This is a genomic window from Streptomyces sp. NPDC057010 (genome assembly GCF_042673805.1).
In the GTDB taxonomy this organism is placed as follows: Bacteria; Actinomycetota; Actinomycetes; order Streptomycetales; family Streptomycetaceae; genus Streptomyces.
The window spans coordinates 136117-159425 of record NZ_JBHUSC010000006.1; the positions used below are offsets into that span (position 1 = coordinate 136117).

Annotated in this window: 21 protein-coding genes; 12 read left to right on the plus strand and 9 right to left on the minus strand. The window is 73.4% G+C overall.

The genetic code is table 11. The features are described from left to right. The first annotated feature begins 76 nt into the window (after positions 1 to 76). Positions 77 to 946: a UbiA family prenyltransferase gene (locus ACFTXQ_RS09755; RefSeq protein WP_382637750.1), complete on the plus strand. Its 870-nt coding sequence runs from the start codon at positions 77 to 79 to the stop codon at positions 944 to 946. 44 nt (positions 947 to 990) lie between these two features. Here the strand turns inward: ACFTXQ_RS09755 and ACFTXQ_RS09760 are convergent, their stop codons facing one another. Together ACFTXQ_RS09760 and ACFTXQ_RS09765 are read right to left on the minus strand one after the other, a co-directional pair. After that, on the minus strand, positions 991 to 1689 hold the full coding sequence (locus ACFTXQ_RS09760) for a LuxR C-terminal-related transcriptional regulator (protein WP_382637753.1): 699 nt from the start codon (positions 1687 to 1689) through the stop codon (positions 991 to 993). Between the two features lie 184 nt (positions 1690 to 1873). Beyond that, positions 1874 to 2578, minus strand: coding sequence for a TetR/AcrR family transcriptional regulator (locus tag ACFTXQ_RS09765; RefSeq protein WP_382637756.1), 705 nt, complete (start codon positions 2576 to 2578; stop codon positions 1874 to 1876). A 112-nt stretch (positions 2579 to 2690) separates the two neighbouring features. Here ACFTXQ_RS09765 and ACFTXQ_RS09770 point away from each other — a divergent pair, with 112 nt between their 5' ends. The 3 genes from ACFTXQ_RS09770 (at position 2691) to ACFTXQ_RS09780 (ending at position 6144) form a co-directional block, all read left to right on the plus strand. Then, complete coding sequence (locus ACFTXQ_RS09770) at positions 2691 to 3326, plus strand: NADPH-dependent FMN reductase (protein WP_382637759.1); 636 nt, start codon at positions 2691 to 2693, stop codon at positions 3324 to 3326. A 15-nt stretch (positions 3327 to 3341) separates the two neighbouring features. Further along, on the plus strand, positions 3342 to 4811 hold the full coding sequence (locus ACFTXQ_RS09775; RefSeq protein ID WP_382637762.1) for a DHA2 family efflux MFS transporter permease subunit: 1470 nt from the start codon (positions 3342 to 3344) through the stop codon (positions 4809 to 4811). Between the two features lie 112 nt (positions 4812 to 4923). Continuing rightward, positions 4924 to 6144 carry a serine hydrolase domain-containing protein gene (locus tag ACFTXQ_RS09780; RefSeq protein WP_382637765.1) on the plus strand — a complete coding sequence of 407 codons (1221 nt, stop codon included), beginning with the start codon at positions 4924 to 4926 and terminating at the stop codon, positions 6142 to 6144. 30 nt (positions 6145 to 6174) lie between these two features. On the opposite strand, the gene ACFTXQ_RS09785 is transcribed toward ACFTXQ_RS09780, so the two are convergent. Next, positions 6175 to 6741, minus strand: coding sequence for a LemA family protein (locus ACFTXQ_RS09785; RefSeq protein ID WP_382637768.1), 567 nt, complete (start codon positions 6739 to 6741; stop codon positions 6175 to 6177). Between the two features lie 131 nt (positions 6742 to 6872). On the opposite strand from ACFTXQ_RS09785, the gene ACFTXQ_RS09790 reads away from it, so the two are divergent. Further along, positions 6873 to 7376 (plus strand): GNAT family N-acetyltransferase, encoded by a 504-nt coding sequence (locus ACFTXQ_RS09790; RefSeq protein ID WP_382637771.1) that lies wholly within the window; start codon positions 6873 to 6875, stop codon positions 7374 to 7376. Positions 7377 to 7380: 4 nt separating this feature from the next. Here ACFTXQ_RS09790 and ACFTXQ_RS09795 read toward each other — a convergent pair whose 3' ends face one another. The 4 genes from ACFTXQ_RS09795 to ACFTXQ_RS09810 all read right to left on the minus strand — a co-directional run bounded on the left by ACFTXQ_RS09795 (position 7381) and on the right by ACFTXQ_RS09810 (position 12213). Further along, entirely contained in the window at positions 7381 to 8055 is a 675-nt protein-coding gene (locus ACFTXQ_RS09795; protein WP_382637774.1) for a hypothetical protein, read from the minus strand. Positions 8056 to 8127: 72 nt separating this feature from the next. Continuing rightward, entirely contained in the window at positions 8128 to 10152 is a 2025-nt protein-coding gene (locus ACFTXQ_RS09800; RefSeq protein WP_382637777.1) for a ThiF family adenylyltransferase, read from the minus strand. Positions 10153 to 10183: 31 nt separating this feature from the next. Beyond that, positions 10184 to 10747, minus strand: a complete 564-nt coding sequence (locus ACFTXQ_RS09805; RefSeq protein ID WP_382637780.1) for a hypothetical protein — start codon at positions 10745 to 10747, stop codon at positions 10184 to 10186. 44 nt (positions 10748 to 10791) lie between these two features. Then, the gene (locus ACFTXQ_RS09810) at positions 10792 to 12213 is read right to left on the minus strand and encodes a serine/threonine-protein kinase (protein WP_382637782.1); all 1422 of its coding nucleotides are present in this window, start codon (positions 12211 to 12213) and stop codon (positions 10792 to 10794) included. A 189-nt stretch (positions 12214 to 12402) separates the two neighbouring features. On the opposite strand from ACFTXQ_RS09810, the gene ACFTXQ_RS09815 reads away from it, so the two are divergent. Further along, on the plus strand, positions 12403 to 12927 hold the full coding sequence (locus ACFTXQ_RS09815) for a SigE family RNA polymerase sigma factor (RefSeq protein WP_382637784.1): 525 nt from the start codon (positions 12403 to 12405) through the stop codon (positions 12925 to 12927). A gap of 68 nt (positions 12928 to 12995) precedes the next feature. Continuing rightward, positions 12996 to 14273, plus strand: a complete 1278-nt coding sequence (locus ACFTXQ_RS09820; protein WP_382637787.1) for a hypothetical protein — start codon at positions 12996 to 12998, stop codon at positions 14271 to 14273. Positions 14274 to 14318: 45 nt separating this feature from the next. On the opposite strand, the gene ACFTXQ_RS09825 is transcribed toward ACFTXQ_RS09820, so the two are convergent. Then, entirely contained in the window at positions 14319 to 16085 is a 1767-nt protein-coding gene (locus ACFTXQ_RS09825; protein WP_382637789.1) for a bifunctional 3'-5' exonuclease/DNA polymerase, read from the minus strand. A 14-nt stretch (positions 16086 to 16099) separates the two neighbouring features. On the opposite strand from ACFTXQ_RS09825, the gene ACFTXQ_RS09830 reads away from it, so the two are divergent. From ACFTXQ_RS09830 to ACFTXQ_RS09840, 3 genes are all read left to right on the plus strand, one after another. After that, a complete protein-coding gene (locus ACFTXQ_RS09830; protein ID WP_382637792.1) occupies positions 16100 to 17278 on the plus strand; it encodes a DUF2786 domain-containing protein in 1179 nt (392 codons plus the stop codon). A 170-nt stretch (positions 17279 to 17448) separates the two neighbouring features. Then, positions 17449 to 19494, plus strand: a complete 2046-nt coding sequence (locus ACFTXQ_RS09835; protein ID WP_382637794.1) for an FUSC family protein — start codon at positions 17449 to 17451, stop codon at positions 19492 to 19494. Positions 19495 to 19679: 185 nt separating this feature from the next. Next, positions 19680 to 19916 carry a DUF397 domain-containing protein gene (locus tag ACFTXQ_RS09840; RefSeq protein WP_112450436.1) on the plus strand — a complete coding sequence of 79 codons (237 nt, stop codon included), beginning with the start codon at positions 19680 to 19682 and terminating at the stop codon, positions 19914 to 19916. 109 nt (positions 19917 to 20025) lie between these two features. On the opposite strand, the gene ACFTXQ_RS09845 is transcribed toward ACFTXQ_RS09840, so the two are convergent. Then, positions 20026 to 20535 (minus strand): ATP-binding protein, encoded by a 510-nt coding sequence (locus ACFTXQ_RS09845; protein WP_382637797.1) that lies wholly within the window; start codon positions 20533 to 20535, stop codon positions 20026 to 20028. 342 nt (positions 20536 to 20877) lie between these two features. Between ACFTXQ_RS09845 and ACFTXQ_RS09850 the strand changes: the two genes are divergently transcribed. Both ACFTXQ_RS09850 and ACFTXQ_RS09855 read left to right on the plus strand, forming a co-directional pair. Continuing rightward, a complete protein-coding gene (locus ACFTXQ_RS09850; RefSeq protein ID WP_382637800.1) occupies positions 20878 to 21756 on the plus strand; it encodes a helix-turn-helix domain-containing protein in 879 nt (292 codons plus the stop codon). An 89-nt stretch (positions 21757 to 21845) separates the two neighbouring features. After that, positions 21846 to 23303 carry an aldehyde dehydrogenase family protein gene (locus ACFTXQ_RS09855; protein WP_382637802.1) on the plus strand — a complete coding sequence of 486 codons (1458 nt, stop codon included), beginning with the start codon at positions 21846 to 21848 and terminating at the stop codon, positions 23301 to 23303. Positions 23304 to 23309: the final 6 nt, after the last annotated feature.

Genomic DNA, 23309 nt, shown 5'->3' on the forward strand with positions numbered 1-23309 from the left:
GAACGTGATCAATTCCGCTGGCTACCTGAGCGCCCCCGTTCCGGCTCGTGCTCTGGATCTCCGATGGCGTACCGCCGTGACCACGGCGCGTCTGTGCTGGGCAGAGGCGCGTCCGTCGGTCCAGCTGGTGTTCCTGCTGCGCTTCGCGGTGGGGACGGTGGTAGCCGTACAGCTGCCGCAGGCGCCGGGGCGGACCGTGCTCGGTCTGGCCTCCTGGTGGTGCGCGGTGTCCTGCGCCTACCTGCTCAACGGCGTGACGGACGTTCGCGAGGACCGGGCGAACGGATCCCGGCGACCGATCGCCCGGGGGGACCTCCCGGTCCACACAGCGAAGGCCGTCACGCTCCTGCTGGCCGCCGCCGCCCTGGTGTTCGGCGGGCTGGCGGGGGGCGGGGTCCTCCGGTGGGTGGTGGGTTTCCTGCTGCTCGGCTGGGCGTACTCCTGCGCTCCGGTGCGGGCGAAGGATTCGAGCGTGGCCTGCGCGGTCGTGGTGTTCGGCATGGGCGTCAGCTCGTACGCCGCCGGGGTCGAGGCGGCCGGGTCCGGATGGACCGCGACGGGTGTGGTGTTCGGCTTCGTGATGTCGGCCTGGATGGCGCTGGTCGGCTCCCTGGTCAAGGACCTGGGCGACGCGGGCGGCGACGCGGCCGGCGGGCGCCGTACGGTGGCGGTCGTCCGCGGGGTGGCGGCGGCGCGGGCCCTGGCCGTGGCCGGTGCCGTGCTGGTCGGCGCGGCCGGGACGGCGGCGGCTGCCCTGTGGGCCCCGCTCGCTCTCGTGGGGACGGTGCCGGTGGCGGCCGGCGCGGTGTGGGTCGTCGCCCAGGTGGTGCGCGACGCCCGGCGCGAGAGCGCCGACCGGGAGCAACGGCGGGGCGCCTACCGGGCGTTCATGGTCACGCAGTACGCCGCGAACCTGGTCCTGCTGGCCGCGCTCGTCGCCGGGTAGGGCAGGGGCCGGTCAGGCAGCACCGCCCCTCTGGACGTCCGAGGTCAATCCTGTCCGGGAAACGCCTTGTTGAGGGCCTGCACCCGGGAGCTGGCCCCGAGCTTGCGGTAGGCGTTGTGCAGGTGCCGCTTGACGGTCGCCTCGCTGATCTCGAACCGGCGGCCTATCAGACGGTTCGTCAGCCCGGAGCGCACCGCCTCGAGGATCTGCCGCTCCCGCAGCGTCAGCAGGTCGAGGGCCTGCGCGTCCGCGGTGTCCGAAGGCGCCCCGGGATCCCGCTCCTGCACCTCCGGTACGGGGGGCCGCTGGGCCTCCTCGTAGCCGCGGATCCCCTGGTAGAGACGGCTTCCGGCAGCGGCCCGGAAGGCGACGCTCACCATCTGCGCCGTGGCGTGCCGCTCGGGGGCCTCCACCCACTCGACGGCCTTCGCGACCGAGGGCTGCATGGCCTGCCAGAGCACCTCCGCCGCCCGTACGGACTCGGACACGGGAACCTGCTGGACGACGCGGTGGGCCCCGAGCAGCCGCGAGTACTCCCCGACGCCCGGGGACTCCACGTGCTTGCCGGTGTCGAGCGCCTGCGCGCACTCGGCCACGATGTTCTCCGCCTGATGACGGCACTGCCGCCAGATGTCCTCGCGGGACACCAGGGGGCTGCCGAGCCGCCCGAGCGCCGCCCGGTACGCCTCGATGATCTCAGGTGTGGCAGCACGGAGCTGCTGAGCAGCCGCCTCACGACCCACTGGTGTCTCCCCTCCGGCCACGGGGCGCCGCAGCCGCCGGTCCCGAGCGACGCTCTCCGTGTGAACGCGTGGGGCAAGCTAGCATCCGGGCGGCACACCGGAAAGGGAAGATCCAATTGGTGGAATCCCCTGTCACGCGGTGTAGTTGTCGCTGGCAGAAGCCCCGACCGCCGGGCGGGTCGGGTCACTGACGCGGGGCATCGGCCGGAGCCCGGTAGGCGCGCAGGAAGGCCGCGACGCCGCCCGTGATCAAACGCTCGGTCCGCTCCTGCGGCAGGGGCAGGACACCGTAGTGGGAGAGCTGCACGATCGAGTGCGAGGTCAGCGCCGTGAAGTGGGCGCCCGCCAGGGCCGGATCGCCGTGGGTGTCGATCAGGCCGGCCTCGGCGAGGCCCGCCATCGTGTCGGCCAGGGCGCGGCCGACCGGCTCGGGGCCGGCGCTCTTCCAGGCCTCCAGGACCTCCGCCGGTACGTGGTCGGCCTCGGCGTGGATGTGGCGGACGAGTGCGAAGTGGTCCCGGTAGTCGGCCATGAGGTCGACGAACGCGCGGGCCAGCGCGACGAGGTCGCGCTCCAAGTCCTCCGGCTGGGGCGGGCGTTCCGGAGGCAGGAGGGTCCGGAGCCGGGAGATCTGGGCGTCCTTCACGTCGTTCGAGGTCCAGGTGACGACGGTGCGGAAGAGGTCCGCCTTGCCGCCCGGGAAGTGGTTGTAGAGGGTGCGCGTCGAGACGCCGGCCGCCGCGGCGAGCGAGTCGACCGAGGCGCGTGCGTACCCCTCCCGGCCGAAGACCCCGCAGCACGCGCGGACCACGGCGATCTGCTTCTCCAGCTTGCGGGGCGGGACCTTGCGCCGCGCCTCGTCCATCCAGGCCTCGTTGGTGCCGTTCACGTCCGCCTCCTCGATTTAAGTACAACGGCCGTTGTAATTTTTACAACGCACGTTGTACTTTACCGGAGGGCGGCCGCACCGGGTGGCCGACCCGCTCGACGAGGGGATCGCCATGTCTGCTGCCGAAGCCGTGTCCGCCGCTTCCGCCACCACCGTTGGGGACGCGCCGCTGCGCGTCGCCGTCGTCGTCGGCAGTGTCCGCGAGGGCCGCGCCGGGCGGGCCGTCACCGACTGGTTCCTCACCGCCGCCGAGGGGCAGGGCGGGCTGGAGCTGGACGTCATCGACCTCGCGGAGGTCCACCTCCCGCTGGTCATGCCGGGTTGGGGCGGTACGCCGAGCCCGGAGGCGGCCGCCGCGCTGGCCGACGTCACGCCGCGGCTGGCCGAGGCCGACGCCTTCGTGATCGTCACCCCCGAGTACAACCACAGCTTCCCGGCCGCCCTGAAGAACCTCATCGACTGGCACTACGTGCAGTGGCGCGCCAAGCCCGTCGGGTTCGTCTCGTACGGCGGGCTCGGCGGCGGCCTGCGTGCCGTCGAGCAACTGCGGCTGGTCTTCGCCGAGATGCACGCCATGACGATGCGCGACGCGGTCAGCCTCCACGGGCCGTGGTCGGGGCTCGGGGAGGACGGGGTGCCGCGCGACACCGCCGTGACCGAGAGCGCGGCCAAGCAGATGCTCGGCCAGCTGCTCTGGTGGGGGCGGGCGCTGCGGACGGCCCGCACGATCCAGCCGTACGAGGGCTGAGGGGGGTCGGGGGACATGGCATCGAGCACGGCGGGCGGGGCGGTGGCCGGGACGGCGGCAGGGGCGCCGGCCGGTACCGCGACCGCACCTGCATCCGCACCCGCTTCCGGGTCCGCGTCCGAGTCTTCGGTGTTCAACCGGACCATCGCCGTCGTGATCATCGGCTCCGTGATGTCGGTGCTCGACATGACGATCGTCAACGTCGCATTGCGCCGCCTCTCGGAGGCGTTCCAGGCACCGCTGGAGACGATCCAGTGGGCCGCCACCGCCTACACGCTCGCGCTCGCCGCCGTCATTCCCACCGCGGCGTGGGCGATGGCGCGGATCGGAGCCAAGCGGACCTACCTGACCGCCCTCGTCCTGTTCACCCTCGGATCGCTGCTCGCGGCGGCGGCATGGGACGCGGGCACCCTGATCGCCTTCCGCGCGGTGCAGGGGCTCGGCGGCGGACTGCTCATGCCGGTCGGCATGACGATGGTGATGCGCGCCGCGGACCGGGAGCGGCTCGGGCGGGCCATGGCGCTGAGCGGGCTGCCGATCATCATCGGGCCGGTGATCGGGCCGGCGCTGGGGGGCTGGCTGGTCGACACCGCGTCCTGGCGGTGGATCTTCCTGGTCAACCTGCCCATGGGGGCGCTGGCCCTGGGGCTCGCCGCGAAGCTGCTGCGGCCCGACGCGCCCCGGGGAACGGGGGCCCCGGCTCCCCGCCTGGACGTGCCGGGCCTGCTGATGCTCTCGCCGGGGCTGGCGCTGCTCCTGTTCGGGCTGGCGCGCGGCGGCGAGGGCGGCGACTTCGCCGCGCCCGGGGCGCTCGCACCCACGGTGGCCGGTGCCGTCCTCGTGGCCGGGTTCGTGTGGCGGGCGCTGACGGCCCGCGAACCACTGCTGGACCTGCGGCTGTTGGGCGACCGTACCTTCGCCGCCGGGATCGGCACGCTCGCGCTGTTCACCTGCGGCTACTTCGGGTCGATGCTGCTCGGGCCGATGTACTGGCAGCAGGTGCAGGGGATGAGCGCGAAGGCGGCGGGGCTGCTGGGCGCCCCGGTGGGCCTCGCGGTCGGCACCGCGATGCAGATCGCGGCGCGGCGCGTCGACCGGGTGGCGCCGCGACGGCTGGTCCCGGCCGGGATCGCGGTGGGCGCGTTCGGCATGGCGCTGTCGGCGTTCAACGTCGGGGTGGCGGACGTGGCGGCCTGGCGGGTCGTCGGCTCGGCGATGGTGATGGGGATCGGCGCGGGCATGGTCCTGATGCCGACGATGACGACGGCGAGCCGGGGCCTGCCGAGCGACCGGATGGCGGCGGCGAGCACGGCGCTGAGCATCAACGCCCAGGTCTGGGCCTCGGTGGGGACGGCGCTGATCTCCGTACTCCTCGGCGCGGCCGGCGCGGACCCGGCCGGCTTCCGCCTCGCCTACGGGGCCGCGGCGGCCCTCCTCGCCCTGGCCGTGCTCCCCGCGGCGCTCCTCCCGAGCCGCCGCCCCTGAACCGCCCCGCGCGCCCCCTCGCGGCCCCGGTCCCCGGGTCGCTGGGGGCGGGGGAGGGGGATACGTTGGAGGGACGGACGGGGGCTTGGCTTGGGGTGGCAGGAGGCCGGGCATGACGACGCGCTGGCGGAAGGCCGCCGTTGGGGCGGCCGCGGTGGGGCTCGTGGTGGTTCCCATGGGCGTCGGAGCCGGGTACGCGTGGGACGCGGCGGGACCCGCCCCCGTGGTGGCGGCCGCCGACCCGACGCCCGGGTCCGAGGAGTTCCCGCAGCTGACCCCGGCCGTGGCCGCGCAGCTGGACCAGGCCGTCAAGAAGGTGCTGGCCGAGACCAAGGTGCCGGGGGTCGTGGTGTCCCTGTCGGCGCCGGGCAAGGGCGAGTACGTGCGCGCCTTCGGGGTCGCCGACAAGGCGACGGGCGCGCGGATGGCCACCGACATGAACATGCGGATCGGCAGCGTGACCAAGACCTTCACCGTGACCGCCCTGCTCCAGCTGGTGGACGAGAAGAAGGTCGGGCTGGACGACCCGATCGGGAAGTACGTGGCCGGGGTCCCCAACGGCGACCGGATCACCCTGCGCCAGCTGGCGGAGATGCGCAGCGGCCTGTTCAACTACTCGGAGGACGAAGGGTTCTACAAGGCGCTGACCGCCGATCCGCGACGGCCCTTCACCCCGCGGGAACTGCTCGCCTTCGCCTTCCGCCACCCGGTGCTGTTCGCGCCGGGCGCGGAGTTCTCGTACTGCAACACCAACCTGATCCTGCTCGGCCTCGTGGTGGAGAAGGTGAGCGGCGCCAAGCTCGCCGACTACGTCAACACGGAGGTCGTCAAGGCGGCCGGGCTGAAGCACACGCTGTTCCCCACCGGCGCGGAGTTCCCCCGTCCGCACGCCCAGGGCTACACGGACCAGACGGCCTCCGGGAAGACCGAGGTCTCCACCGACTGGAACCCCTCCTGGGGCTGGGCGGCCGGAGCGATGATCTCGGACCTCGCCGACCTCAAGTCCTGGGCGAAGACCCTGGCCACGGGAACCCTGCTCACCCCCGCCACCCAGGCCCAGCGGCTGAAGGTGGTCCCGGCGCTGCCGGGCGCCGGGTACGGCCTCGGCATCTTCAACGTCCAGGGCTGGATCGGGCACAACGGCTCACTGCCCGGCTACGGGGCGCTGGTCGTGTACATGCCCCAGACGCAGGCCACGCTGGTCCTCCTGCTCAACACGGACATCGGCTACCGGGGGAACGAGCCGAGCACGGTGTTCGGCGAGGCCATCACGAAGATCGTCACCCCTGAGCACGTCTTCACGCTGCCCGCCCAGCCCGTCACGGGGCATTGAGGACCGGGTGGGCGGCGCCTCGAAGACCCTCTAGAACCGGACCATCGACGGGCCGGACCCGCCCTCCGCCGTCAGGAAGGGCTCGCACGCCCGGAACCCCGGCCGCCCGGCCGCGAACCGCGCCGGGAAGCGTCCGACAGCGGTGTTGAAGGCCGACACGGCGTCGTTGTAGGACTGCCTGGCGTACGCGGTCCGGTCCTCGGTGGCCTCCAACTGCCGCAGCAGCCCTGCGAACCCGGTGTCGGCCCGCAGCTGCGGGTAGGCCGCCGAGAGGGCCAGCAGCCCCCGCACCCCCCTCCGCAGAGCGACCTCGGCCCGGGCCCTGTCGGCCGGGCCGGACGCGCCGAGCGCGGCCTCGTGGGCCCGTTCCGCGACCTCCAGGGTGTCGCGCTCGTGGGCGGCGTGGGCCCGGGCGGCCCGGACGAGGCTCGGCACCAGGTCGTAGCGCAGCCTGAGCTGGACGTCGAGCCGCGCCCAGGCGTCGTCCACCCGGCCCCGGCGCCGGACCAGCCGGTTGCGGGTGGTGATCAGCCAGAGCGGAACGAGCAGGACGAGTGCGGCGCAGCCGGCCGCGACGGTGATGCCGAGCGGTGTCATCGTTACCCCCCGATCCGGGCCGGTCCCCTGCCGGCCCCCGCCGTAGCGTAGGGCCGCCGAAGGGGATTCTCGGCTCCCGCGCACAATGGATCACGGCGCGCGGGAGCGGTACGTGGACGAGGGAGACGCACATGAACGGTCAGACGGCAGCACAGCACGAAGGGGAGTCCCGGTCGGCTGATCCCGGGGTCGCCGTGCGCACTGCGGGGGAGGCGGACCTCGACGTGGCGGCGGAGCTGTTCCGCGGCTACCTGGACTTCTACGAGGTGGACGTCGAGGATCCGCAGGGCCCGTGCGCCTTCCTCGCGGAGCGGATCCGCAAGGACGAGTCGCTCGTACTGCTCGCCGAGGTGCCGGGCGCCGGCACGGTCGGCTTCGCACAGGTCTACCGGGCCTTCTCCTCGCTCACCCTCAGCACCGCGTGGATCCTCAACGACCTGTACGTCGCCCCCTCCGGCCGCCGTACGGGCGCGGGCCGGGCGCTGCTGCGCGAGGTGCTGCGCCGGGCCCGCGAGGCCGGGGTGTCCGGGGTGCAGTTGGAGACCGCGTACGACAACCGCGTCGCGCAGGGGCTGTACGAGGCGGAGGGCTTCGTCCGCGAGGAGTTCCACGTCTACTTCCACGACCTCGGCTGACGGGCTACTCCCGCACCCGGATCCAGTACAGGAAGCCCGCGCTGAGCAGCAGCAGCGCGGCGGTCAGCGGCCACAGGAGGAGCAGCGCCGGCCCGGTCGCCACCAGCGCGGCGAGACCGTAGAGCGCCACGGCCGAGCCCAGCAGGCCCTGGAGCGCGACCGGTGTCCTCGCCGCCCGGACGACGAGCAGGAGCAGGACGGCGCAGGCCGGGTACAGCCACGGGTGGGCCCGGCCGGGGCCCTGGAACAGCACGAGGTCGCGGAGTTCGCGGTATTCGGACCAGGCGGTCTCCCGTGCGGCCAGTTCGAACGGGGCCTGCCAGTGCACCGACAGCTCCCGGGCCTTCTCGAACGGGAGCGTCCAGTGGGTCAGTGCGAGGATCTGCCAGAGGAGGAGGACCAGCGCGCCGGTCTGGCCCGCCCCGGCCAGGGCGCCCAGCCCGGCCCGGGACCGGGGGGCCGGGGTGTGGTTGACGTAGACCGGATCCGGGGTGCGGGCCGGCTCCGGCGCGGGGCGCGGGGGCGGCGGAGCCGGGGGTGCCGGGCGCGGCTGGGGTGCCGGGCGCGGCGGGGGTGTCGCCGGAGGTTTCGGAGGCACGGGCGGGCCGTCCGGGGGCTTGCCGTACTTGAGCCGGGCCTCGCGGGCGCGGCGCATCGCCTCGGTCTTCTCGTCGGCCATGTCCCCTCTACCTGTCCCCTGTTCCTGTTCCTGTTCCCGTTCCTGTTCGCCGTCCGTTTCCGGGGTTCCGATTCAGCGGTGGCGGCCCCCGGAAGCACCGGCGTTGCGGCCGCGCTGCCGTTCCTCGTACGCCTGCTTCTGCCGCCGGGTGATCTCCGCTTCGTCGCCGTGGCCGTCCCACTCGCGGGGGTCGCTGCGCAGTGAGGGGTCGCCGCAGACCGGGCAGTCGGGGCGGCGGTGGGTGCGCGGCCAGATGCTCTGGAAGGCGTACTGCCCGGGGACCTCGCCCAGCACCCGGGGGAAGAACCAGTGGTCGGGTTCCATGGCGAACAGCGCCAGGGAGAGGTCCTTGTGGAGCGGGGTGGCCAGGAACCCGCCGATCCGGTCGTGGCCGCCCACCGGGTGGAGCAGGGCCAGCGCGATCTTCGCCGCGGCCGCGGTCAGGTGGTGGATGTCCGTCAGCAGACCCGGTACGGCGAACAGCCGGCCCGTGCCGTAGTCCGTGCGCGGCTGGCCCAGTTCGCCCAGGGATTCGCGGACCCCGCCGGTGGCGCACATCCAGCAGGGGGATCCGGGGGTGGTGAACACGACCTCCCCGCCCGCCGCGCCCTCGTACAGCCCGACGAAGAGGGCCGGGCGGCCGACGAAGTAGGCGAGGTGGTTGAGGCGCTGCTGGGCGTGGTTGTCGTCGGTCGCGGCGATGACGAGGTGGGCGTCGGAGATCCGCTGCTGCCAGCTGTGGTTGTCCAGGGCGGCGACCTCGCGCTTGAGGACGGTGATCCGCAGGCGCCGGTTCACGCGCTTCAGGCGCCGGGCGGTGGCCTTGGCCTTGTTCCGGCCGATGTCCCGCGAGTCGAACATCGAACGGCCCAGGTTGGCGGGCTCCACGCGGTCGGGGTCGACCAGGGTGATCCTGCCGACCCCCGAGCGGACCAGCACCTCGGCGAGGTAGCTGCCGACGGAGCCGACGCCGACGAGCAGGACGTGGCTGTCGGCGAGGGTGGGCGACAGCAGACCCCTGGTACGGGCGAACAACCCCGCGCGGGCCGCCCTGGTCCGGCCGATCCCGACCCGCATGGTGAGCCGGCGGATCCGCCCGGGGGGCCGCTCGGCGGGACGGGCCGCGGCTTCGGGGGAGACCGAGGAGGGCGCGGGGCCGGGCGGCGGAACGGCCACGGGCCCGGCCGCGGAGGCGCGTGGGTCGGGCAGCGAGGGCTGGGCGGCCGGGGAGGGCAGGGGGGACGGGCCGTCGCCCTGGTCGCCCGGGAGCGCGTCCTGGCGCCCCGGACCGGCGGCGAACGACTCGACGGCACCGGAAGCGGCCCCGGCACCCGCGCCCCCACCGGCCTTCCGCAGCGCCTCCCGGAGCCTTTCCCGCTCCGGCACCCGGTGGTCCCAGGGCAACTCGCTGACCAGCAACTCAGGATGCCGCCCGTCGGCCCCGGCCTCCTCCAGCAGCAGCGGCGCCGTCACCGGGAAGTCCGGGGTGGCGAAGAGGTACCGCCGCGCCCCGGACCGGCCGCGCGGCAGCGGGACCCGTACGCCGGCCACCCCGCCGACCACGCAGGTCAGCGGGAAGGCGTCGGACCAGGAGATCCCGGCCTCCCGGAGGGTGGCGGCCAGGGGCACGACCACCGGGCGCAGCGGCTGGAGCTGCACCCCGCGGGCGGTCCACATGGCCCCGAAGAAGGACATCCGGGCGTTCTCGATGCCCAGTTCGTGGCGTTCGAGCGGGGTGGTGAGGTCGTGGGTGACGATCGGGGCGATGTACCGCCCGAGGTCGGGGACGGCGTCCAGGGTGCGGCCGTACTCGCGGTGGTCCTGCTGGGAGGGGTGGGGCATGCCGCGCGGGTGCGAGTGGACGATGCCCTTGAACCGGATCGGACCGGCCGCCTCCTGGCGGCCGATCTCCTCCAGCAGCCAGCCGGTGTTGCTGTACTCCACCCGCGTGACCTGCGCGTGGGCGTCGTGCACGAAGCCGGTCAGCACGTCGCGGCCGCGCAGCCCGAGCAGGGCGCCGCCCTGCTCGGGCCTGGTCCGCCCGATGTCCTTCCCCACTTGGTCGATCACGTAGTCGAAGACGTGTACGGGCAGCACGGCATCGGTCCCTTCCGCTCCGGGTGGGCTGCTACTGCTTGCGGTTGAAGGGGAAGGGGTGGCCCATCTCGACGAAGTCCACGCCCAGGGCCCAGGCCGCCGAGCGGGCGTAGGCGTCCTGGAGGGTGGGCTGGCCCGAGCCGGGCCGCTCCGAGAGGCAGATCAGCCCGCTGCCGTAGAGGTGCACGCCGTGGGCGTCGTGGCTGGGCAGGGATTCCAGTTCGGGCTCGATGAGGCGCACCTGGTACTCGGTGCCGTTGAAGTGGGCGCACATCACGTACGTCCGGTTGAACATCGTGGTGATCTCGTAGACCCAGCCCTCGGCGCCGGGGGCGTCCTCGTAGTAGGTGTTGGCGGGAAACTTGGTCCGTACGACCTCGTACTCGCGGGCCAGCCGGGCCTCGGCGCCGAGCGCGGCGAAGGTGCTCTGCGGGACTCTCGACAGCGGGGCGTCGTCCTCGCCGCCGGTGCCGAGGCGGACCTTGCCGTCGCGGTCGACGTAGACCTCCTGCTGGCCGGTGGATTTTTTGGACTGGCTGGCGAAGAAGCTGTCCCGGATCGCGTTGAGGTCGTACATGTCGGCCATGTTCGTCATCCCTCCCCAGGGGAACGGTGGCGGTGCGGTGAGGTGAGGTGCAGTCAGGTGGTCTGGTCGCGGGTGATCAGCTCCCACACCCGGACGGTCTTCGGATCGTCGGGGCCGTGCGCCGTCAGGTGGTCCTGGTACAGCGCCTCGAACTCAGCGGCAGCCAGGGCCTGTTCTCCGGCGGCGGCCAGCCAGCGGGCCCGGTCATAGCGGATCTCCGACATGCGCGGGTCGGTGGCGGAGAGGACTCCGGCGACCGCGGTGAGCAGTTCCAGCAGGTGCTGGGCGGCCAGTGCGGCGTGCCCGGCCTCGCCCAGGTAGCGGGCCAGGTTGAGGGAGCACACGAGGGCCAGTTCGTCATCGGCTCCGAGGACCTGGCGGGCCCGCGCGGCGACCGGGGCGAGCCGGTCGGCCGCCTTGGAGGGCTGCCCGGCCCGGGCGAGGGCCTGGGCGAGGTGCAGGACGACGAGCCAGCCGCCGCGGTGGTCGGAGGGGAGCACGCCGGAGGCGTAGTCGAGGACCTCGCCGAGCCGGCTGACCCGCTCGACGGGGTCGGACACCGCCTCCAGCACGGCGTTGCACCGGGCCTCGACCTCGGCCGCAGGGTCGGCCGGCGGCCCGGGCGGCGGGGGCGGGGGCGGCGGGCCGTGCGGGGAGGCGAGCACGGTGGGCACCGGGGTGGCCGCCGCGCTGAGGGCGCGGAACAGCGCGGCCATCTCCCGGGCGTCGGCCGGGCGGTGGCCCGGGTTCTTGGCGAGCAACCGCGTCACCAGGACGTCCACGGCGGGCTGCACCTCGGGGCGCAGTTCGCGGACGGTGGGCACCACGGCGTGGCAGTGCTGCTTGGCCAGCGCGCCGTAGTCCCCGTGGGAGACGTAGGGCTGGCGGCCGGTGAGCATCTCGAACAGGACGCAGCCGACGGAGTAGAGGTCGGTGGCGGGGGTGACGGGCTCCAGGAGGAACCGCTCCGGCGCCATGTACTCGGGGGTCCCGAGGAGTTGGCCGGTGGCGGTCACCCCGGCCGCGTACCCGAGCTCGCCGACGGCGGTGTAGGAGCGGGCGATGCCGAAGTCGAGCAGGATCAGCCGCTCGGCGGGCTCCCGGACCATGACGTTTCCGGGTTTCACGTCGCGGTGGACGAGGTTCCGGGCGTGTACGGGGACCAGCGCGTCGCACAACTGGGCGGCCCAGGCCAAGGCTTGGGCCACGGGCAGCCGGTGCCCCTTGGGGACGGCGGCGCGCAGGGTGCGGCCCTCGATGAACTGGGTGATCAGGTAGAGGTGCCAGGAACCGGCTATCTCGGTCTCGTCCACGTCGTGGATGCGGACGATGTGCGGATCGTCTATGGCCGCGAGGATCCTGGCTTCGCGCAGGAAGCGCCGGGCCGCATGGGTGCCGCGGTCCGCGACGCGGAGGAACTTGGCGACGACGGTGCGGTCCAGCCGCAGGTCGCGGGCCTTCCAGACTTCTGCCATGCCTCCCGGGAAGTGCTCAAGTAACTCGTACCGGTCCAGTACAAGGCGCCCCAAAGGCGCGGGGTTCGCCCCCCGCATACCCGACATGGCTCAATGGTGGCACTTGCGTGTTCATCGGTTGACCGAATTCGTGAAACATTCCGGCGGCCCATCGCGTCAACGAGGTGAGACGGATGCGAGGGGGAGTACATGCGGCAGGGTCGCAGAGACGGGTTCCGCGAGTTCGCGGAAGGACGCTCGGCGCATCTGTACCGGTCGGCCTGTCTGCTGGCGAGCGGGGACACCCACCTCGCCGAGGACCTCGTGCAGGAGACGCTGGGGCGGATGTACCTGCTCTGGGGACGGATCTCCCGCATCGACAATCCGGCGGCGTACGCGCAGACGGTGCTGGTACGGGCCTTCCTGACCCACCAGCGCCGGCGGTCGGCCGGGGAGCGCCCGGTCGGTGAGTTCCCCGACTCGGACACGACGGCCCCGGCGGCGGCCGGCGGAGGCGATCCGGCGCTGCGGCTGACGCTGCTGGAGGCGCTGGGGCGGCTGGCTCCCAAGGACCGGGCCGTGCTGGTGCTGCGGTACTGGGAGGACCGCAGCGTCGAGGAGACGGCCGACGCGATGAACGTCAGCTCGGCGGCGGTCCGGACCAGGTCCTCGCGGGCGCTGGGCCGGCTGCGCGAGCAACTGGGCGGCAGCCTGGCCGAGTTCGCGGGGCTCTGAGGTCGTATTCGGCCGTCCGGCCGGTCCCGTGGTTCTGCACACCCATCAAACGGAAGGTCTGGTTCCCCATGTCCTTTGAAGACGAGCTCGGCGAAGCCCTCCGGCGTGCGGGGGATGATTTCACCACCGACCGGCGTGCCCTCGTGGACGCCGGGGAGCGGCGCGGCCGCCGGCTGGTGGCCCGCCGCCGGGCCGCCGTGGTCGGCGGATCGGTCCTCGCCCTGGCCGCGATCGGCACGGTCGGCGCCTGGTCCGGCGGCCTGATCGACGGCCCCGGTTCCGGTGCGAGCGCCGTGGCCGCCTCCGGCTCGGGCGCCGCGTCGCCCTCGGGGGCCCCCAAGGGGGCCACGTCGCGCATCGGCACGGGCGCGGTCTCGGCCGACCAGCTGATCGACGTGCTCAAGAGCCTGCTGCCGGGCGGAGAGGTCTCCCAGACCACGGCGCGCGGCACGGGCGACGAGCCGGGCCCGATGGTCTCCGGCGTGTACGACGACGGGAAGGGCAAGTCGGCGATCGGCGTCTCCCTGCAGCGGGTCAGCCCGGAGGAGGTCGCGGGCAGCCGCATCCTGGAGTGCCCCGACGAGAACCTCCGCGAGTTCGACTCCTGCAAGGTCGAGGAACTGGACGCCGGCACGCGGCTGCTGACCTACCAGGGCTACGAGTACCCGGACCGCCGGGAGGAGACGAAGCTGTGGCGGGCGGTGCTGGTCACCGCCACGGGCTACCAGGTCGACGTACAGGAGTGGAACGCGGCCGCCGAGAAGGGCGCGCCGGTCTCGCGGACCAACCCGCCGCTCAGCCCGGCCCAGTTGAAGAGCTTCGCGACCTCCCCGCTGTGGCTTCCGGTGTTCCAGGACCTGCCGCCGGCGCCGACCGGCTCGGCGGGCGCGCAGCAGGTCGCGCCGCCCGCCTCGGGCCGGGCGGTCCGGGAAGTCCTGGAGGAGCGCGTCAAGTGGTTCGGGGTTCCCGTCGTCGGCGGGGGCGGCCAGGGGGACCAGGGCTACGTCGTGCTGGACGAGGGCAAGGGCCGCTCGCTGGTCGAGGTGGAGGTCCAGCGGGGCAACCAGGCCTACGGGGCCGTCGCGCAGTACTTCGAGCACGCCGGGTACACGACGCTGCCGGACGGCACCAAGATGGTGGTGAAGCAGGAGCCCGGAGAGAAGGGCGGCGCCGGGGTGGTCCGGTGGATCGTGGACACGCTGCGTCCGGACGGCAGCCGGATCATCGTCTCCGCGTACAACTCGAAGAACCAGAGCACGGCCGCGACCCGGGCGGAGCCCGCGCTGACGATCGAGCAGCTGAAGTCCATCGTGACGAGCGAGGCGCTGATCACCTTCGCCAAGTGAGCGGGGCGGTACGGGCGGTGCGGGGGGTGCGGGCCGGGCGCGCCGTCACTTGGCGTCGGCGTAGCACTCCACGACCGCCGTGGTGAAGGGGAACCGGACCGGGGTGTCGCCGAAGGCGATCCGGCCGGCCCGGTCGGCGGCGGTGCGGATCGCCTCGGCGACGGCCGCGGCCTCCTCGGCGGGGCAGTGCACGATCACCTCGTCGTGCTGGAAGAACACCAGCTCGGCCCGCATGCCGGCTAGGGCCTGACGCAGGGCGGCGAGCAGCAGCAGGGCCCAGTCGGCGGCGCTGCCCTGTACGACGAAGTTGCGGGTGAACCGGCCGCGGGCCCGGGTGTTGGTGGAGGCGTAGCTCGGGGTGTAGCCCTCCTCCTGCTCCTGCGGGATCCCCGCCTCCCCCTCCTCGGGGGCCCCGGCCGGCGGCGGGCAGGTGCGGCCCAGCCAGGTCCGTACGAGCCGGCCCTCCTCGCCGGCCTTCGCCGCTTCGTCCACGTACGCCACGGCCCGGGGGAAGCGGCGGCGCAGCGCGGCCAGGTTCTTGAGGCCGTCGCCGGAGGTCTGCCCGTAGACGGCGCCCAGGACGGCGAGCTTCGCCTTGTCGCGGTCGCCGGAGAAGCCCTGGCGGGAGACGGCGGTGTAGAGGTCCTCGGGGCGGCCGGCCACCTCCATGAAGGCGGGGTCGCGGGAGATCGCGGCGAGGACGCGCGGCTCCATCTGGTCGGCGTCGGCGACGACGAGCCGCCAGCCGGGGTCGGCGACGACGGCCCGGCGGATCACCTTGGGGATCTGGAGGGCCCCGCCGCCGTTGGTGACCCAGCGGCCGGTGAGGGTGCCGCCGGGGATGAACTCCGGGCGGAAGCGGCCGTCGCGGACCCAGTCCGCGAGCCAGCTCCAGCCGTGGGCGGTGTAGATCCGGTACAGCTTCTTGTACTCGAGCAGCGGCTCGACGGCCGGGTGGTCCAATTCCTGGATGGCCCAGCGGCGGGTGGACTTGAGCTTGATCCCGGCTTCGGCGAAGGCCTTGATGACGTCGGCGGGGAGGTCGGGGCGCACGCGCCGGCCGAAGGCGGCGGAGACCCGGTCGGCCAGCTCGGCGAGGCGGCGGGGCTCGCCGCCGCCCGCGTAGCGCTCGCCGAGCAGCTCGGTGAGCAGGGCGCGGTGTACGTCGGCCCGCCAGGGCAGGCCCGCGCGGTTCATCTCGGCGGCCACGAGGAAGGCGGCGGACTCGGCGGCGACGAGCAGCCGCATCCGGTCGGGGTGGGCGGTGGCGTCGAGGCGTCTGGCCTGGTCGGCGTGGACGGCGATCAGGGCGTCGAGGGGGAGCGGGGCCGGGCGGGGGTCGAAGAGGGAGTCCTGGGCGCCGCGCTCGGCGGCGCGCTGCGGGGGGTCGGGCGGTACGGGGGTGCCGGTGAGCCGGGCCCAGGCGGCGGCCGCCGAGCGGGGCTCCCCGAAGCGGCCCTCGTGGGCGAGGAGGAGGAGCTCGGCGGCCTCGATGTCGTGGCACCGCTCGACGCGGGCGCCCGCGGCTAGCAGGCGGGGGTACACGGCGGCCGTGGACGGCCAGACCCACCGGGTGCCGGGTGGTGCGGCGCGCACGGCCTCGGCGGGGTCGCGGACGCCGATCCCGGACCCGCCGCCCGGGTCCACGGGCGCGGCGAGCCACGACCCATCGCCGTCCTCGGCGAGGGCCCACCGGTTGGCGTGCTCGCTCACGAGTGCGAGTCTCCCACCGGGGTCTGACACTCCCGCGCAACCGTGCCCCGTGTCCCGCCCGCGCCCCCGTTGCCGGGGCGGAGCCCCCGCAAAGGACATGCCAAGCTGAACGGGTGAGAAACCTTGCCGAGACCGTCGACCGGGCCTGCGCCGCCGCACTCTACGCAGAGGACGACGCCGGTCTCGACACGGGGGCCTCGGTGCTCGTCGCCGAGCCGACGCGGTGGGGCGGGGTCGGGCGGGAGCTGCTCGCGCGCGGGGAGGCGTACGTACGGCAGGCCTGGGAGCGCGGCTGGCGGCCGGCCGACGTGCTCCGGCTGGTGCGGCGGGACCTGGACGACCGCCACCTGCGGATCACCGGCGACCTGATCGCCGCCGAGGCGCGCCGCTACGCCCGGCTCCCCGAGCGGTGGACCGACGCCGAGGTGTGGTGGCCGGGCGACGAGCAGTACGCGGACGGGCTCGCGCAGCGGGAACGGGCGGACCGGTTCACGCTGGCCACCGCCGTCCTGGAGGTGTTCCGGCTGCTGATCCGGCTGCCCTCCATCGAACCGGTGGGCCCGGTCCCCGGGGACCCGGCCGCCGACGCCCTGGAGCACGCGCACATCGAGCCCCGCATGCTCGGCCGCATCCGGGCCCTGCTCGCCAAGGCCGAGGCCACCACCTTCGCGGAGGAGGCGGAGGCCCTCAGCGCCAAGGCCCAGGAGCTGATGGCCCGGCACACGGTGGATGAGGCCCTGCTCGCGGCGAGCGGCAAGGTCCCGGCCCGGGCCCCGGCGGCCTGCCGGATCGGCGTCGAGCCGCCGTACGAGGAGGCCAAGGCGGTACTCCTGGACGCGGTGGCCACCGCCAACCGCTGCCGGGCGGTGTGGAACAGCGGTCTCGAGTTCTCCACCGTGGTCGGGTTCGAGAGCGACCTGGAGGCGGTGGAACTGCTGTACACCTCGCTGCTCGTGCAGGGCACGGCCGCCATGACCCGCGCGGAGGCCGCGCAGCGGTCCGGCGGGCGCAAGCGGACGAAGACCTTCAGGCAGTCCTTCCTGCTCGCCTACGCCAGCCGGCTCGGCCAGCGGCTCGCCGAGACCGCCGAGCACACGGCGAGCGAGGCCCCGGACAACCTGCCGGCGCTGGTGGCCCGCGACGTGGCCGTGACCTCGCGGGCGGAGGAGATGTTCCCGCGGACCACGACGACGCGGTTGCGCGGGGCGACGGACCTCGCGGGCTGGGAGGACGGCACGGCGGCGGCCGACGCCGCGCACGTCGGGCGCCGCGGCAAGCCGCTCCCGCGCTAGCGCGGGGTGGTGCGGGTGGGGGCGCCGCCGCGGCGCCGCTGCCGGGGCTCCGCCCCGGACCCCGCGCCTCAAACGCCGGCGGGGCTGAAATTGCCCTCCGGGCAATCCAGCCCGCAGGGGTGCGGTGGTCGATCCGGAGCGATCAGGACAAAAAGGTTACGCTCGGCGGCATGGGCTGGTTCCGGGCGCTGAAGGACACCGCCCGGTCGGGCATGGCGGTCGAGCGGACCCGGCTCGAGCCGCTCGTCGCGCTGCGCGCAGCCGCCGGGCTCGCGATCGTCATCGGCGCCGGCCTCGCCCTCCTCGGCCCCGGATCCGCGGCCAGTTCCGCCTTCGGGGCCTTCATGGCCGCCGTCGCCACCTTCCAGCAGAGCTGGCGCCCGCGCCCCGTCCTCGCCCTCGCCTCCGGTCTGACCCTGGCGGTCTCCACCTTCGTCGGCTACCTCGTCGGCTCCTCGCACACCGCGCTCTTCCTCGCCCTGCTCGCCGTCTGGACCTTCCTGGCCGGCCTCCTGTGGGCCGCCGGCCCCACCGCCGGGATCATCGCCTCCGGCAACGTGGCGATCATGCTGGTCACCGTCACCCTGCCCACCTCCGTGCCGCAGGCCGCCGGGCACGCCGCGATGATCGCCGCCGGCGGGGTGGTCCAGGCGGCGCTCATCGTGCTGTTCCCGGTCCGCCGCTGGGGCGCCCAGCGCGACGCCCTCGCCGACGCGCTAGCCGCCGAGGCCGACTACGCCCGCCGGCTGCGCCAGGACCCGGTCGCCTCCTTCGACCCGGCCCCGCTGATGCGCGCGCGGGCGGCCGCCACGGTGACGCCGCGGCAGGCCCGGCGCCGCCCCTCCGAGCTGCACGGGGCGCGGGGGCTCGCGGAGCGGATCCGGCCCGTGCTGGCCTCGCTCGCCGATCCGGCCGTCGGGGCGCCCGCCGAGGGCCCGGGGCGGGACCGGGTGCGCGAACTGCTCGCCGCGGCGGCAGCCGTCCTGGACGCCGCCGCGCACGCGATCCGGCACGGGGACCCCGTCCGCCTGCCCGCGCCGGACCTCGCGGTCCTCAAGTCCCCCGATACGCCGGACCTCCTCACCGGCGCGCCCCTGCGGGCGGCGCGCCGGCTCGCCGCCCTGCTGGACGACGTACTGGAGACCGCCGAGCCGGGATCCGGGCGCACGGCCGACCCCGGCGAGTCGATGCTGCGCCCCACCCTGCCGGAGCTCGCCCCGCTGGTGCTGAAGGCCGTACGGGCCGAACTGCACCCCGGGTCCCCGGTCCTGCGCCACGCCCTGCGCGTGACCGCCGTGGCCTGCGCGGGCCTGACCATCGGCCACGCGCTGCCGCTCGGCCACGCCTACTGGGCCCCGATGGCCTCCGTGATGGTCATGCGGCCCGACTTCAGCCAGACCTACTCGCGCGCGGTCGCCCGCTTCTGCGGCACCCTCCTCGGGGTCGCCGTCGCCACCGGCATCGTGCAGCTGGCGCAGCCCGGCATGTACCTGTCCGGCTTCCTGGCCGTCCTCAGCGCGGGCCTGATGTACGTGCTGATGCGCACCGGGTACGCCGTCGCGCAGACCTGCGTCGCCGCGTACGTCGTCTTCCTGCTCGGCATGGGCGGGGTCCGCTGGGACCAGACCGTGCCCGACCGGGTCGCCCTCACCCTGGTCGGCGGGCTGCTGGCGATGGTCGCGTACGCCCTCTACCCGGCCTGGGAGACCCCGCGGCTGCGGACCCGCCTCGCCGACTGGATCGCGGCCGACGGGCGGTACGCGGCCGCCGTCGTCGGCCAGTACGCCGACCCGGCCGGGGCCCGGCGCGCCGATGTCCGCGAGGCCCTGCTGGCCGCCCGCGACGCCCGGGTCGCCTGGCAGGAGGCCGTGGCGCGGGCCGCCGGGGAGCCGGTGCGCCACCGGGGACTGTCCCGCGCGGCCGCCGACGGTGCGGGGGACGCCCTGGCCGCGCTCGGCCGCGGGGCCATGCTGCTGGAGGCCCACATCCCGGAGCCCGCGCACGATCCGGTCCCGGGCGCGGCCGCCCTGGCCGAGGCACTGCGCACCGCCACCGAGGCGGGGGCGAAGGCGGTACGGGAGCGCCGGGTGCCGTACTGGGGCCCGGTCCGGGCGGTGCTGGCGGACGGGGAGGGCCCCGCGCCGGGGGTGCTGCGCGGGGCCGCCGAGCAGCTCCTGGGCTCGCTGGACGAGGTGTCGGAGGCGCTTCGCCCGTGAGGGTGATCTGCAACCGAACCCGGGCCGGCCTTCGTCTGACCTTCGGCGGAGCTTCACCGGGGCTTCGTCCGGGCCTGTCTGTGATCAAGGGAGCACCCCGCGTGCACGTGCATCTGCCCATGCATGCGCCCTTGAACACAGCTATGATCCGGTGCAGTTGACATCTGCACTATCGGGGGCTTCCTGTGGACCACGCGTACAACGGGATGGCAGCTGCAGAACTCGACGGAGTGACCTGGCAGAAGAGCAGGCACAGCAACTCACAGGGATCCTGTGTGGAGTTCGCGAAACTGCCCGGCGGCGACGTCGCCATGCGCAACTCACGCTTTCCGGACGGACCGGCACTCGTGTACACGCCGGCCGAGATAGAGGCCCTGCTCCTGGGCGTCAAGGACGGCGAGTTCGATCACCTGATCAGCTGAGGGAACGGCGCATCCATCAAGCCATGCACGTGCAGCGGCCGGGAATGATCGCAACGATCAATCCCGGCCGGTTTTCGTGGAACTGAGGGCCGTTCGGCCTCGGAGCGGCTCAGTCCTGGAGCAGGAACAGCGCCCAGACCACCTTGCCGGTCAGCCGCCCCGCGAGCGGGTGCCAGCCCCAGCTGTCGCTGTACGAGTCCACCAGGAACAGCCCGCGCCCGGACTCCAGGTCGAAGTTCTCCTCCGTGCGCTCCGGTGAGAAGGCCCCGCCGGGCCGGTCCTCGCTGGGGTCGCGCACCGCGCACACCAGCCGGGTGCTCCACCGCATCAGGTGCAGCCGTACCGGCGGCTCCGCCTCCGCGGCCGGCCGCCGCGAGTCCTCGGGCAGGGCGTGGCGCAGCGCGTTGGTGACGAGCTCGGAGACGACCAGGGCCACGTCGTCGAAGCGGTCGTCGAGACCCCACTGCGACAGCGTGGAACGGGTGAAGGTACGGGCGCCCCGCACCGCCTCGAAGCGGGCGGGCAGAGCACAGGAAGCGGACCCGGAGACAGCCGTGGGGTCGACCGGGGGCAGCCCCTGCCGTAACGGCTCGAGCATGGTCGATCCATTCGTCCCCATGCGAGGCACTCCCGGGATTCGCGGACGGAGCGGTCGTGTCCGTCCAGAAAGAACTGCGGGGTGGGTCCGTGCGCCGGCGCGAGGAGCACGCAGGTGCGCGGGGACCATCGTTCCGAATGGCGGAGCCGGATGCAAGGGCAGATGCACGTGCACGCGCCGGACCTGTCCGCTCCCGTGACGGTTCTTGCTCATTTCTTCCTACGCATACTTACGGACTTCTTTTGCGGGACGCCGAATTCCGTTACAGAACGAGTACGGGCCGATGCGTTTTGGTGGCAGACTGCGGCCCCTGGGGTACGGGGGCCCCGCGACGCACGCGCACACCACGCGCACGCCAATGCGATGGGGAGGGCAGTACTAGTGACCGCAGAAGCAAGCGGTTCTGTGGTGCGCCGCATCCTCCTGGGCTCCCAGCTCAGGCGACTCCGAGAATCCCGCGGCATCACCCGTGAGGCGGCCGGCTACTCGATCCGCGCATCCGAATCGAAGATCAGCCGCTTGGAGTTGGGAAGGGTGAGCTTCAAGGCCAGAGACGTCGAGGACCTCCTGACGCTCTACGGAGTCACGGACACTACCGAGCGCGAGTCCCTCCTGGGACTGGTCCGCGAGGCCAACGCGACCGGCTGGTGGCACAGTTACGGCGACGTGCTGCCCGGATGGTTCCAGACCTACATCGGCCTGGAGGGCGCCGCCTCGCTCATCCGCATCTACGAGGTCCAGTTCGTGCACGGCCTGCTGCAGACGGAGGCCTACGCCCACGCCGTCGTCAGCCGCGGCATGCCCGGCGCCACCGCCGCCGAGATCGACCGCCGCGTCGCGCTGCGCCTGGAGCGCCAGAAGGTCCTCGTCTCCGAGAACGCCCCGGTCTTCCACGCCGTCCTCGACGAAGCCGCGCTGCGCCGCCCGTACGGCGACCGCGACGTCATGCGCGGCCAGCTGGAGCACCTCATCGAGGTCTCCCAGCGGCCCAACGTCCAGCTCCAGGTGATGCCGTTCTCCTTCGGCGGCCACGCGGGCGAGAGCGGAGCCTTCACCCTGCTGCGCTTCCCCGAGTCCGACCTCCAGGACATCGTCTATCTGGAACAGCTCACCAGCGCCCTCTACCTGGACAAGGAAGAGGAAGTGGGGCAGTACGAGAGGGCGATGCGACGACTTCAGGACGACTGCCCGGACCCGGACCGGACCCGGGATCTTCTCCGCGGCCTCCTTCAACTGTCTTGATTCGCACGTAGTATGACGTCTGATCAGTGCATGACGACCGATCGGTCTCCGGTGCAGCGCACGGGTGCGCGCTCGCAGTAAGGGATGGCATGTCCATATTCAGCGACCTGGCTCACCAGTACATCGACGGCGAATGGCTGGCCGGTACCGGTTCGTGGGACATCATCGACGTCAACCCCTACAACGGCGAGAAGCTCGCCGCCATCACCGTCGCCACGGTCGAGCAGGTGGACGAGGCCTACCGCGGCGCCGAACGGGCGCAGAGGGAATGGGCCGCCACCAGCCCCTACATCAGACGCGAGGTCCTGGAACGCGCCCTGCGGATCACCGAGGAGCGCGAGAAGGAGATCGTCGAGGCGATGATCGACGAGCTCGGCGGGACGCGTCCCAAGGCCGAGTACGAGGTCCACCTCGCCAAGGAGTTCATCCGCGAGGCCCTCCAGCTGGCCGTCCGCCCCGAGGGCAGGATCCTCGCCTCGCCCGTCGAGGGCAAGGAGAACCGGGTCCAGCGCCTGCCCGTCGGCGTCGTCACCGTGATCAGCCCCTTCAACTTCCCCTTCCTCGTCACCCTGAAGTCGGTCGCCCCGGCGCTGGCCCTGGGCAACGCGGTGGTGATCAAGCCGAACCAGAACGCCCCGGTGGTCGGCGGCGGGCTCATCGCCAAGATCTTCGAGGAGGCGGGCCTGCCGTCCGGCCTCCTCAACGTGCTGGTCACCGACATCGCCGAGATAGGCGACGCGCTCCTGACGCACCCCGTCCCCAAGGTGATCTCCTTCGCGGGATCGGACCGCGTCGGCCGCCACGTCGGAGCGGTCGCCGCCCGCCACTTCAAGCGGACCGTCCTGGAGCTCAGCGGCAACAGCGCGCTGGTCGTCCTCGACGACGCGGACCTCGACTACGCGGTGGACGCGGCCGTCTTCAGCCGGTTCGTCTACCAGGGCCAGGTCTGTATGGCCGCCAACCGCATCCTCGTCGACGCGGCCGTCGCGGAGGAGTTCACCGAGAAGTTCACCGCCCGCGTGCGGGGCCTGAAGACGGGCGACCCGCGCGAGGCCGACACGCAGATCGGCCCGCTGATCAACTCCTTCCAGGCCGACGCCCTGACCGCACTCGTCGACCAGGCCGTGCAAGCCGGCGCCACGGCCCTCGTACGGGGCTCTACGCGCGGCAACCTGGTCGAGCCCACCGTGCTGGCCGGGCTCCCCGAGGACTCCCCGCTGCTGGCCCAGGAAATCTTCGGCCCGGTGGCGCTGCTGGTGGTCTTCGACGGCGAGGACGAGGCCGTACGGCTGACCAACGCCACCCCGTACGGCCTCAGCGGCGCCGTGCACACCCGGGACGTGGAACGCGGCGTCCGCTTCGCGCAGCGCATCGAGACCGGAATGATCCACGTCAACGACTCCACGATCGGCGACGAGCCGCTGGCCGCCTTCGGCGGCGAGAAGGCCTCCGGCCTGGGCCGCCTCAACGGCGAGGCCACCGTCGAGGCCTTCACCACCCAGAAATGGATCTCGGTGCAGCACGGCCGGAGCCGCTTCCCGTTCTAGACTCAT